This window comes from Undibacterium sp. Ji22W (assembly GCF_049340305.1).
Taxonomy (GTDB): domain Bacteria; phylum Pseudomonadota; class Gammaproteobacteria; order Burkholderiales; family Burkholderiaceae_D; genus Undibacterium.
This window is the reverse complement of record NZ_JBMPOU010000001.1, coordinates 370,279-382,844: the sequence shown is the minus strand read 5'-3', so window position 1 is coordinate 382,844 and position 12,566 is coordinate 370,279. Positions and strand designations below refer to the sequence as shown.

The window sequence follows — 12,566 nt, the reverse complement described above, 5'->3', positions numbered from 1 at the left end:
CGCACTTACACGATTAATGACGTTTGAATATTTTTTGGAATCCAGTGACACCAACTAACACCAGGCCGCCAGCCAAGACGCCAAACACTGCATCAATCAAACTAGGAACAAGAATTTCTAATATCGGACCTATCCACATCACAGATCCAGCCAGATGGGCGATTTGGTGAGACCACACACTAATAGCGGGGATGCCATGCGATAAGATGCCACCACCAACCAAAAACATCGCAGCAGTACCAATCACAGTCAAGGCTTTCATCAGGCGCGGTGCGAACGCGACGAAGCCGTCACCTAAACGACGTTGTATTCGACGCAACCAAGATTGCTCCTGATTTCTTTGCAAATAAAAGCCAATATCGTCCAACTTAACGATCAGAGCAACAAAACCATACACACCGATCGTCATGATCAGACTCACCCCCGCCAATACCGATAAACGGGTGGAAAAAGCGGCATCCGCGACAGTACCCAGAGTAATGATGATAATCTCGCCACTTAGGACAAAGTCGGTAGTGATAGCGCCCTTGATTTTGTCTTTTTCAAATTGAACGATGTCAATGCTTTCATCGTCCAACGCATGTACCAGCTCGACATGATGCGCCTCATCTTCAGCCTCACTATGCAAAAACTTATGCGCGAGTTTTTCAAATCCTTCAAAGCACAAATACGCACCACCGACCATCAACAACGGCATGATCGCCCAAGGTGCGATTGCACTCAATAAAAGGGCGATAGGCACCAATATCATCTTATTGACTAAAGAACCCTTCGCGACCGCCCAGACCACGGGCAACTCCCGCTCAGCGCGCACTCCAGAGACCTGTTCTGCATTCAAAGCCAAATCATCACCAAGCACACCTGCAGTTTTCTTGGCTGCAACTTTGGTCATCAGGGCGACATCGTCTAGCACGGTTGCAATATCGTCGAATAAAGTTAAAAGGCTGGCACCAGGCATAGCGGCTTTCTGAAATAAGTAATTGGAAATAAGAAAACAAAATTCTACTGTACAAACTCACTTGCTTGTCAATTTTACCTCTGGTGAAATTCTCTGATTATCACCATTGAGACACTCCTTGCGCATTATTGGAACTTTCACTTCCAAAGTAAGTCTATCGCTGTCGGAGCAAGAACTTGACGAGTGCTCTTCAAATGAAGAACGCATTAAACCACAAGCAATCTTCAAGCAAATACACAAATTTATAAGACAAAAAAGCGGAGGAAGTATGAAGAAAAAGCTAATCGCTCTCAGTATTAGCCTGATGTGTAGCGGACTGGTTAGTTTAAACGCACCCTTGGCCTATGCAGATGCCAAGGCAGAAGCAGCGATCGCTAAGCTCAAACCCAACGAACTTAGCTTAGAACAACTGTATCGTAGTAAATCCTATATGGGTAAAGCTGCGTCGCAACTTCGCTTTAGCTACGATGGGCGTTATTTGGCTTATGCCTGGAATCCGTTTGGCGAGGAAGGCAATGATCTCTATCTACATGATAGCGAGACTGGCAAAACAAGTCGTATCACCTCCCCCGCGCTGATGAAAACTTATGATGCACCGGAAGACTGGGATCGCTTCGAGAAAAAACTTCAGCAAAAAGAAAAAGAATTAAACGAGCGCCAAGCGAAGGCTGAAGCGCAAGCTGCCTATTTGCGTGGCGAGAAAGTCGACTTACTGCAATGGGAACGCGCAGCGATTGCCGAACTCAAACAAGAACTCACCGCAAAGAAAGCGCGTGATGCGGCCAGCAAAGCCGAGAAAGATGCCGAAGCGGCGAAAGAAAAAGCGGCCGTTGCTGCCATGAAGTCGAGTAAAAATGTAAACACAGACAGTAATAAAGAAAAAACGACCGAAACTAAGACAGAAACCAAAACAGAAAATACGACAGACAATAAGCAAGCCAGCAAACTCGATGATGCCAAGAAAAATGAAGTCGATAAAGAGCTGTGGGAATTGCGCGACGAGTTAAAGAAGAAACTCGTCAAAGAGAAGTTGAAAAATACCGATTTATATCCTGGCATCGAAAACCTAGTATGGGCCAAAAAATCACAGGAACTCATTTTTCAGTATCGCGGTGACCTATTCCGCCTTCAAGCAAGTACTGGACAAATAGAGCGCTTAAGCAAAACTGACAAAGTCGAACGTATTATTTCTTACAATGCCGACGATAGCGGCTATCTGTACATGGACGACAAACGCATTTACGCGGTCGGTTTTAACGATAGCAAATTACGCCAATTGAATCCTGAATTAATTCATGCTGACGATGCGGAAAAAAAATACAGTTTGAACTCCACCGTCCTGAGCGAGGATAAGCAATGGATGGCGATCAGTGCCTCAGTTCCGACAGATCCGGCCAAAGCTGGTTCGGCTCGTCAGGTCGAAATCATGAACTACAACGATCGATTTGCGACAGCAAAAAAGGTCGCCCGGGAAGTGTCGGATGACAAACGCACTGTCTCTGCTAGCGCACTGTATATCCGTCGTGTCAGCGATGAGTCCATGCGTCAACCTGTACCAATGTTTGCCCAGGATGGCGGCGATGTCTGGTTTGAAATGAGTCGAGTCTCGTTCTCAAAAGATGCGAGCCAATACACGTTTTCAACTTGGGAACGTGAAAAAGAATTACTGCGTATTTATGTGGGCAAAACCGCCGACAATCAAAAGCCAACAATCGTGTTTGAAAAACGTGGAGATGTAGGTCATGAAGTAGTCGATGTCGTTGCGCCGCAATTCACACCTGATGGCCAACAATTGATCGCTGTATTAGACGAGCACGGTTATCGCCAACCATATCGCATCAACACTTCCAATGGTACAGCGACTGCGCTGCTACAAGGGAATTTTGAAGCGCACCAAATCTTGGGATTTACACCTGACAGTAAGACAATGATGGTGCTAGCGAATCGCGATGACTTTGCGGCGATGAATATTTTCAGTGTACAGTTGGCCAACGGCGACATGACGCCTCTTGGCAAGGCGAGTGATTTCCATCGCGCTACTATCGTTGCCGAAAACGGCCAAAAAATGGCCAGTGTCGCCGGCCAATGGTCTAGCCGCCCTGAACTTAAACTCATTCAGCTTCAGGCGAATAGAGCGCAATCAAGCACCCTCACTGATAGTCATGATCCACAATGGAATGCCGTACATCTGATTCAACCCGAGCGCTTTAGTTTCACCAATCGCCACGGCGATAAGATTGAGGCCTACATGTTTAAGCCCCAACAGTGGAGCAGCAGCGATAAGCGTCCAGCGATCGTCTACACCTACGGTGGGCCTTTAGGTGACCGTCACATTATTGAGACAGATAGCTTTCAAGCGACTGCCTATTTGTTCGGTATGTATATGGCAGCCAAACATGGTTATGTGACCGTCGCGGTTGATCCTCGCGGGCATTCCAACTATGGCCGCAAATTCAGTGATGCGAACTGGGAACAAGTCGGCAAACCGCAAACTGAAGATTTAGAAGATCTCGCTAAATACATGCAAAAGTCCTTAGGTGTCGATGGCAAGCGTATAGGATTAACTGGCTGGAGCTTTGGTGGTTTTCAAACGCAGTACACGATGTACACCAGTCCTGATGTGTTTGCGGCGGGGATTGCTGGTGCGGGGCCTACTGAATGGGAGAACTACAATAGCTGGTATAGCGGACGCACTATCGGTAAAGTGGATAGAAGCAAACCGAACTTGCGACGCTACTCCTTACTACCTCTCACGGTTGGATTAAAAAAACCTTTAATGCTGGTGCACGGCATGCAAGATCCGAACGTGTTGTATCAAGATACGGTCAATGTCTATCGCGCACTGTTGGAGAATGGTAAAGAGAGTCTGGTCGATCTGTTTCTGGATCCAGATGGAGAGCATGGCTTAGGTGGCGCGATCAAACCCAAAGCCTGGCATAAGAAATACGAAAGCTTTTTCTTGCAACATTTGGGTAAAGCAAAATAATTTCGGCGAATTTTCACTGATCTTGTTGAGCACAACCGCGCTTTACCAGTAGTCGTTTTCAGTTACCGAAAACGGTATGTCAATTTCAATGGCATACCGTTTTTTTTATTGGCCGCAAACTTGCCTATTGCATGAGGAAGACCCTAACAGCAGATTGAACAGATGCCCAACCAATAGTCATCGCTTAGTCTGTCGCTTAGTCAAATCACTGTGCCAGATCAGTGAACTACATCGCTTAGGTGCACGAACAAGGCAAAAGCTGCCACAATAGCCGTCATTTCCATTGAAGAGCATCCCTATATACTTATATGAGCCAGTCAACCTCCGCCCACGCAGAACAGTCAGACCACAGCAACGGTGACACAGCAAGTCGCAGCAGCATTGCGACACTGATAGGCTTACTCCCTTTCTTACGTCCCTATCGCCGTCAATTCATATTGGCTGGTATCGCCTTGCTGATCGCCGCCTGCGCGACATTGACGATACCGTATGCCTTCCGGCAAATGATCGATATGGGGTTTAGTAAGATAGGTGATGGTGGAACGCATGGAATTGATCACGTGAATCTGACCTTTCTGGCTTTATTTGGTGTCGCGGTGATTTTAGGCATCGCGACCGCAGCCCGGTTTTATATGGTGTCCTGGATAGGTGAACGGGTCACTGCGGATATCCGCAATGCAGTCTATGCTCATGTCGTGACCCAGAGCCCGGAGTTTTTTGAAACCACACAAACCGGTGAAGTATTGTCTCGTCTGACTACCGATACTACTTTAATTCAAGCAGTAGTCGGCACCAGTATCAGCCTGGCATTGCGCAATCTGCTGTTATTTGCTGGGGGGTTGGTGATGTTGTTTATCACGAGCCCTATGCTCTCGTCGATCATTATCGTGATGTTGGTGCTGGTGATTCTGCCTATCATTTTATTTGGCCGGCGCGTGCGTAAATTGTCGCGTGATTCGCAAGATAGAATTGCCGATGCGTCGGCCATGGCTGGTGAAATCCTGAATGCCATGCCAATAGTTCAAGCCTACACGCATGAAAAAATCGAAGCTGAACGCTTCGCCAATTCCGTCGAACACGCTTTTAATACCGCCATGCGGCGCATCCGCGCCCGTTCTTTATTGACGATGATCGCCATATTATTGATCTTCGGCGCGATCGTTTTCGTCTTATGGCTGGGCGCACAAGCCGTCATGCAAGGAGACATGAGTGGCGGCAAACTCGGTCAATTTATTCTCTATGCCTCGATAGTCGCTGGTGCGATTGGTGCGTTATCTGAAGTCATGGGCGAAGCGCAACGCGCTGCGGGTGCAACCGAGCGCTTACTCGAACTGATGTCGGTACAATCACCAATCACCTCACCTGCGACGCCACAATCATTGCCGCCAATAGATGCACATGGTGCCGCGATTCAACTGAGTAATGTGGTCTTTCATTATCCATCCCGCCCTGACACAGCAGCATTAGCGGAGATTATTTTATCAATCAAAGCGGGCGAAACAATTGCACTAGTCGGTGCCTCTGGCGCTGGTAAGACCACGCTATTTCAACTGCTCTTACGTTTTTATGATCCGCAGCAAGGTCTGATTAGTATTGATGGTGTCAACATTCGTGATCTTGACTTGCATACTTTGCGCGACACCATAGGGATCGTACCGCAAGACACGGTCATCTTTGCCGCCAGTGCGATGGAAAATATTCGCTATGGTAAGGTCGGTGCCAGCGATGAAGAGGTTATCCAAGCGGCTAAATTAGCTGCCGCGCATGAATTCATTGAACGCTTACCCGAAGGCTATCATTCCTTTTTGGGGGAACGTGGGGTACGTTTATCTGGCGGTCAAAAACAAAGGATAGCGATTGCCCGTGCAATCTTAAAAAATCCCCGCTTAATGTTGCTTGATGAAGCGACTAGCGCGCTCGATGCGGAATCTGAACGCTTAGTGCAGCAGGCTTTAGAAACTGCGATGCAAGGACGTACGACAATCATCATTGCGCACCGCTTATCAACTGTACAGCGTGCCGACAGAATCATCGTCTTAGAACAAGGTCGTATTGTGGAAACTGGCAATCACGCCGAATTGATTGCACAAGGCGGTGTGTATGCGCATCTGGCTTCTTTACAGTTTCATCTGCATTAAATTTCAGAAAATCAAAACCGCTAGCGATGAATGATTAACACATCGCTAGCAAATGCCATTCCGTTATGCCAAAAGTCGTGGCGTCATCCCTGCGAAGGCAGGGATCCAGTGTCTTTAAGCTTTTACGTCGCTGGATTCCCGCCTTCGCGGGAATGACGAGAAATAAGATATAAGCTTAACTGAACAGTATTACGCATCGCTAGCGGTTTTAATTGACTAAATACGTGATCAAGACCTAAGTCTATTAACATAAGCAAGGCCTGATCAAATCCAACTTTATTTTGCGTACACTTGTTTGCCCGCCTGCCAAGTTTGTAAGACAGAGGTCTTATAAATATCCTTCGCGGGAATCTTAAAAATATCCTGATCAATCACGATAAAGTCACCCCACTTACCCTTCTCTAAGCTCCCGAGTATTTTCTCCTGATGACCGGCATACGCAGCGTCTAGCGTAAAGCAACGGAATGCTTCCTGCACTGTCATTGCTTGCTCTGGATACCAGCCATTCACCGGCATTTGCTGGTGATCCTGACGCGTGACAGCAGAATAAATACCCCAGAATGGATTGGGGTTTTCAATCGGAAAATCAGAGCCACAAGGGATTCTCGATCCTTGCTTTAAAAAACTACGCCAAGCGTAAGCACCTTTGATGCGCTCTTTACCCACGCGATCTTCAGCCATATTCATATCTGAAGTCGCATGCGTAGGTTGCATGGATGGGATGACATGTAACTTGGCAACGCGTGGAATATCACTCAGTTCTAGCACTTGCGCATGCTCAATTCTGTGTCGTAAAACCTGTGCGTCTTGCGCCTTAGGAATCATCGCTAAAGCATCAATCACCTGACGATTGCCAGCATCACCAATCGCATGCACATTCACTTGATAGCCTTTGGCAGCGGCTTTTTGTACCATGCTGCGCATATCTTTATCAGGCGAAAATAATAAACCTTTGGTATGCGGCGCATCGCTATACGGAGCTAACAAAGCGGCACCACGACTACCTAAAGCGCCATCAGAATACAACTTCACTGCACGTAAAGCGTAACGGTCATCTGCAAAACTCTTGAGTGGTCCAGCCGCAGAGACTTGGTCAAAAAATTGATCGACGCCGCCTATCATGCCGTAGACACGGGTGGTGAGTTTGCCGTCTTTGGCGTATTCACGAAATAACTTATCTGCATGCGCATCGACGCCAGCATCATGCACCGTGGTCAAGCCTACACTACGTAATTGCGCGAGTGCGGCATCTAAGGCGCTGCGCAGTTCAGCATCGTTTTGTGGTGGAATCACTTTTTCCATGATGTCCATCGCTGCATCCACCAATATCCCAGTGGCTTCGCCGTTTGCATCGCGCTCTATCTTGCCACCAGCCGGATCAGGCGTCGCTTTAGTGATGCCAGCCAATTGCATGGCTTTAGAATTAGCCCAGCCTGCATGTCCATCTACACGGCGGAACCAGGCTGGACGATTATTCACCGCGCTATCAAGTTCGGCTGCGGTTGGAAAACGTCCGAGTTTCCAAATGGCCTGATTCCATTCACCACCCAAGATCCATTGACGTTGCGTCGATGCCTGCGCATATTTTGTAATTGCCGCCAAGGCCTCTGCCAGATTATTCGTCGCCCGCAAGCTAAGTTGACTCTCATTCGTGCCTAAGCCAAACACATGTCCATGCGCATCAATCAAACCTGGCAACACTGTTTTACCGCCCAGATCAAGCAGCGTGGCCTTAGGATATTTTTTTTGTAATTGGGCCTGTGTACCCGTTGCGACGACCTTACCCGCATCGCTGATCAACATCGCATCAAATTTCTGCAGTTGTTGTTTTGCATTCAAGGTATAGGCATTCGCATGCACAAACAGTGTATCGGCGATACTAGTCTGACTATAAGCGCCAAAGGCACTTAACAGTGCCACATGCAATATTCTCGTTCGTACCCGATTTATTTTTCTCATGTCTCTCTCCAGTGGTTAATCCATATTGATGTACGTTGTGATACTTGATTTTATGAACAGCTTTAACGACAGCTAGGACAACAAGAATCCCATAAAGTGCAATAACTTATCTCAATTTTGTTTTGTTCAACACTACCAGCGAAATTCGTACAACAAAAGTTTTCAAAATAAAATTACTTTCCCTCAGAAAACTTTAGCGCAATTCCCTCTAACGGCTGCTATTTCACTTGACCTTGAAAGACGGCTTTGCGTACACTTCGCTGTTGTCCATCTCACAGTCGATTGTATCGATTCTCTTCCTGATCATGAAACGATTTATTTACTGTCTTGCTTGTTCCGGCCTATTACTATCGGGTCTGACGACGACCTCACTCAAAGCGCAGACAGTCGACTCATTAAAACTCAGTAAAAAACTCAGCAGCGCACGTTTTGAATCCCCGGTAGAAGCCACTACCAATGAGACCGATATTGTTGATCGCGAAGAGCCTTTAATTTTTACAGAATCCGATTTATGGAACCGGATTCGCCATGGTTATGCGATTCCTAATTTGGAGAATCAACTAGTCAACTACCAAACCAGTTGGTACAGCTCACGGATGGACTATCTGTTGCGCATAGTTCAACGCGGTTCGCGTTACTTATACCATGTGGTGGATGCCTTAGATAAACGCGGTATGCCGACAGATCTGGCCTTGCTGCCCTTCATCGAATCGGCCTTCAATCCACAAGCGATTTCAAGTGCAAAAGCTTCCGGCATGTGGCAATTTATGCCTGCGACCGGGCGCGACTTTAATCTCAAACAAAGTATTTTCAAAGACGATCGCCGCGGAGTCTTAGACTCTACTGAAGCAGCGCTCGACTATTTGCAGCGTCTCTACAATATCTTCGGTGACTGGCAACTTGCGCTGGCAGCCTATAACTGGGGCGAAGGCTCGGTACAACGTGCGATCAAGAAACAACAAGCAATGGGCTTACCGATTGATTTCGATAGTTTGTCCGCCTTGATGCCGCACGAAACCAGAAATTATGTGCCGAAACTACAAGCCGTCAAAAATATTATCGGCCATCCAGAACATTTCAATATCGTATTACCGAGACTTGATAATGAGCCCTACTTCACCACGGTCAAAAGTCAGAAAGACATTGATGTTCAATTAGCGGCAAAGTTAGCGGAATTACCTTTGAATGAATTCAAAGCCTTAAATCCGCAATTTAACCGCCCAGTCATCACTGGCGGCAACAACATCAATATCTTATTACCGATAGAAAAAGCATCGATCTTCGAGAATAATTTCCTGAGCTGGAAAGGTCCGTATTCATCCTGGACTACCTTGAGCGTGAATAAGTCTGAGCGTGTTGAAACGCTAGCGAATCGCTTTGGCTATAAAGCGGATCAGTTACGCGAAGTGAATGCAATTCCAGCCAAAATGATTGTAAAAGCTGGATCAACCATACTGGTGCCGAAATCGGCTAAATCCTCAGAGGAAAATATTCCCCTACAGATCGCCGAATTGGCGCAATTGACCATAGAGAAACCGAGTGCTGGCACCCGTAAGATACAGATTAAAGTCGGTAGAAAAGACAATTTGGCTAGCCTGGCAAAACGCTATAAGCTCAGTGTCGCGGATATTAAATCTTGGAACAATTTACGCAAAGATCAAGTTGCAGTTGGTCAGAAATTAGTCTTGCACATTCCTAAAGTACATGCTGATTCCAATCACAAAACCGCTAGCCGAAACAGCAAAGCCAAGCCACAGCTTGCAAAAGCGCATCACAAAGCCAGCAACAAACAAGCATCCAACCGTACAAAAAAAACATTGGCTAGTGCTGGAAAAAAATCAAAGCGACATAGTTAGCATTCTCAAATTTGGCCTTATCGCCAACCAGCAATTCAGCGGGCTTTAACAAGCTAACAATCTCTACGTTATCGTTCTAAAGCCTGCTGATATCTCGTCCTGCCTCTACTTCGACTTCTAATTTAGCCAGTACCACAATCAAGTCTTTAGTTTTATGAAACTAAGTATTTCTATTTTTCATAGACTAAAAAACATCAATTTATTACTCTGCACCGGTTTCAACAAATCTTTGAAATTTCCTAAAACAAGGCATATACTGTACATCCATACAGTATATGCCTTGTTATGTTTTCCACTACATCACCCCATCCGAACACAAATTTAGAGAATCTGCATCCGTCTTTATGGCGCGCATCGCAGTTGGGGCGTGGCTTTGGCGAATATCTCGATTGCGGTCATCCGTCTCTGGCAAACGAACTACCGGGAGCGGGTTGGCCTTTAGCAAATTTAACGGAATTACTGGTACAACAAGCTGGCAGTGCTGAATTGCAATTACTTAGCCCTGCGCTGGCACAACTGCGAGAAGGTCAGATTATTTTATTGAATACGCCTTATCAGCCGCAGATTCTGGCGCTTTCTGCTTTGCGGCTGGATTTATCGCGCGTGTTATGGCTACCGTGTAATAAACCGCAAGATGCTTTATGGGCGGCTGAACAAATCGTCAAAAATCAGGCTTGCAGTGCTTTATTGTTGTGGCAGCCAGCGCGTCAGAATTTTAAAAGCGATGCTTTACGTCGCCTGCATTTAGCTGCACAAACGGGGCGTAGTTTGTTTTGCTTGATACGCCCGTGGGAAAGTCAGCTTAGCCCTTCGCCAGCGCCGCTACGGCTAAAACTGGCGCTCGACAACACTGGTCTGCAAATCGAGGTTTTTAAACGACGAGGGGCACAGCAGGCAAAACCCATCGTTTTGCCATTGAAAGATTTAGTGCCGCAATTTTCATTACCCGCCAGTCATTATCAGCTTTATAGCCAGCTTTATAGCCAGCTTCATACCCAACATCATGCCAATCTCGATTCCTCCTTTGTGGATAGCCATTTACCTGCCGCAGCTCGCGCTGGAGGTATTTCATCCGCATTGGTGGAGTGATAGCTTACATAATTGCTTCAATAATGGTTTAAGCGATGGTTTAAGTGAAGGCCAAAGTGATTACCTGCATCAGCAGGCAAATCATCATCTGGTGGTTTGTGAACAGCAACGTATCTATGCTTTAAGCGACAGTCTCAGAGCCTGTGGTCTTTTGCCCGGCATGCGGCAAAACAGCATAGCCTTATTGTGCGAACAAGCCGAGGTCAAACAACGTGATCCGGAATTAGAGCGAACATTACGTCAGCAAGTGGCGGTGAGTCTCTTACAGTATTCGCCGCAAGTGCGTTTTTGTGAAGATCATGCAGACATTATTTTGATCGAGGTCGCTGCCAGCTTGCGACTATTTGGTGGCATACGACAACTGTATCGCCGCATCCGGCAAGACTTACACCACTTGGGTGTCAGTGCGACAATTGGAATCGCTCGCAACGCCAGTGCTGCTAGCTTATTGGCGCAAAAAATCGCACAAAAACCAGCCACAAAAATAGTAAGCAAACAGCGACGTCCGCGTCAGCTACAACTATGCTTAAGCAATAAACGCTTAGCGCAACATTTAGATGTTCTACCTTGTTATTTGCTTCCAGCCACGCATCGCTATCTTGATTGGCTGCAAGGAATCGCTTGTACCGACTTAAGCGCATTACGCCATTTGCCGCGCGCTGGTTTACAAAGGCGCTGTGGTAAAGCACTACTTAATGCATTAGATATCGCGTATGGAGAACAAGTCGCCTTACATCAATGGATCACCGTGCCCGATAGTTTTCATGCGCGTTGTGAATTGCCAGATCGTATCGACAAAACTGACACCATTTTTCATTTTACACGCGGGTTGGTATTGCAATTATGTGGCTGGCTCAATCAACAACAAAAAGCCATTAAGCAATTAACGCTAATACTCGAACATGAGCGCGGTCGCCAAGCGGTTGCACCGAGTCTATTACAGATTCCATTTGCGAAAGCCTGCTGGCAAGAAGAACATATCACGCGTTTACTAAAAGAAAAACTCGCCCAATGGCAATTGAGCAGCGCGGCAATTGCGGTACGTTTGGAAGTGAACGAAATGGAAGCACGGCAAGCCTTCAGCACTTCCTTATTTCCCGATCAAGGTAGCCAAAGCGAAAGTGAAAGTCGTTTGCTAGAACTCCTCATCGCCCGCTTAGGTGCAGAGCAAGTGCTGCAAGCTGCACCGCATGCCGATCATCGGCCTGAAGTTGCCAATCGCTGGATTTCCGTGCTGGAAAAATCACCAAAAAAACAGCACGCATTCGCGTTCAATAATCCACGACCGAGCTGGTTATTAAAAGCGCCCTTAGCACTTAGCGTGAGGCAACACAGCCCGTATTACGGCTCGCGCCTGAAACTATTGTCGCCAGCAGAACGCATAGAAGCAGGATGGTGGAACGGCCAACTCGTCACTCGCGATTACTTCATTGCCGAATGCAGCAAATACTATCGCTATTGGATTTATCGCGAACGCATAGGACAAGAAAGGCTAATGCAAGAAGATGAGGCATGGTTTTTACATGGGGTATTTGGATGAGAGCATTTTTTTATGAATTTATAAGTCGCCACCATGCATC

General features: G+C 46.8%; 7 protein-coding genes. 5 read left to right on the top strand and 2 right to left on the bottom strand.

All coding sequences use genetic code 11. The features are described 5' to 3' along the window. Positions 1–13: 13 nt before the first annotated feature. Positions 14–958: a DUF808 domain-containing protein gene (locus ACO0KW_RS01510; protein ID WP_423049948.1), complete on the bottom strand. Its 945-nt coding sequence runs from the start codon at positions 956–958 to the stop codon at positions 14–16. A 268-nt stretch (positions 959–1,226) separates the two neighbouring features. Between ACO0KW_RS01510 and ACO0KW_RS01505 the strand changes: the two genes are divergently transcribed. Continuing rightward, positions 1,227–3,944: a prolyl oligopeptidase family serine peptidase gene (locus tag ACO0KW_RS01505; RefSeq protein WP_423049946.1), complete on the top strand. Its 2,718-nt coding sequence runs from the start codon at positions 1,227–1,229 to the stop codon at positions 3,942–3,944. A 308-nt stretch (positions 3,945–4,252) separates the two neighbouring features. Next, on the top strand, positions 4,253–6,082 hold the full coding sequence (locus ACO0KW_RS01500; RefSeq protein WP_423049944.1) for an ABC transporter transmembrane domain-containing protein: 1,830 nt from the start codon (positions 4,253–4,255) through the stop codon (positions 6,080–6,082). Between the two features lie 276 nt (positions 6,083–6,358). Here the strand turns inward: ACO0KW_RS01500 and ACO0KW_RS01495 are convergent, their stop codons facing one another. Then, on the bottom strand, positions 6,359–8,041 hold the full coding sequence (locus ACO0KW_RS01495; protein WP_423049942.1) for an amidohydrolase: 1,683 nt from the start codon (positions 8,039–8,041) through the stop codon (positions 6,359–6,361). Positions 8,042–8,346: 305 nt separating this feature from the next. Between ACO0KW_RS01495 and ACO0KW_RS01490 the strand changes: the two genes are divergently transcribed. From ACO0KW_RS01490 to ACO0KW_RS01480, 3 genes are all read left to right on the top strand, one after another. After that, positions 8,347–9,897, top strand: a complete 1,551-nt coding sequence (locus ACO0KW_RS01490) for a transglycosylase SLT domain-containing protein (protein ID WP_423049940.1) — start codon at positions 8,347–8,349, stop codon at positions 9,895–9,897. A 285-nt stretch (positions 9,898–10,182) separates the two neighbouring features. Further along, positions 10,183–10,986 carry a translesion DNA synthesis-associated protein ImuA gene (gene imuA, locus ACO0KW_RS01485; RefSeq protein ID WP_423049938.1) on the top strand — a complete coding sequence of 268 codons (804 nt, stop codon included), beginning with the start codon at positions 10,183–10,185 and terminating at the stop codon, positions 10,984–10,986. Beyond that, the gene (locus ACO0KW_RS01480) at positions 10,901–12,526 is read left to right on the top strand and encodes a Y-family DNA polymerase (RefSeq protein ID WP_423049936.1); all 1,626 of its coding nucleotides are present in this window, start codon (positions 10,901–10,903) and stop codon (positions 12,524–12,526) included. Before imuA ends, ACO0KW_RS01480 begins: the two co-directional genes overlap by 86 nt. The last annotated feature ends 40 nt before the right edge of the window (positions 12,527–12,566 follow it).

Bases quoted from the DNA above. Each gene is read 5' to 3' on its own strand.
- ACO0KW_RS01490 (WP_423049940.1), top strand. From the start codon at position 8,347: ATGAAACGATTTATTTACTGTCTTGCTTGTTCCGGCCTATTACTATCG.
- ACO0KW_RS01480 (WP_423049936.1), top strand. From the start codon at position 10,901: ATGCCAATCTCGATTCCTCCTTTGTGGATAGCCATTTACCTGCCGCAG.
- ACO0KW_RS01510 (WP_423049948.1), bottom strand. From the start codon at position 958: ATGCCTGGTGCCAGCCTTTTAACTTTATTCGACGATATTGCAACCGTG.
- imuA (WP_423049938.1), top strand. From the start codon at position 10,183: ATGTTTTCCACTACATCACCCCATCCGAACACAAATTTAGAGAATCTG.
- ACO0KW_RS01500 (WP_423049944.1), top strand. From the start codon at position 4,253: ATGAGCCAGTCAACCTCCGCCCACGCAGAACAGTCAGACCACAGCAAC.
- ACO0KW_RS01505 (WP_423049946.1), top strand. From the start codon at position 1,227: ATGAAGAAAAAGCTAATCGCTCTCAGTATTAGCCTGATGTGTAGCGGA.
- ACO0KW_RS01495 (WP_423049942.1), bottom strand. From the start codon at position 8,041: ATGAGAAAAATAAATCGGGTACGAACGAGAATATTGCATGTGGCACTG.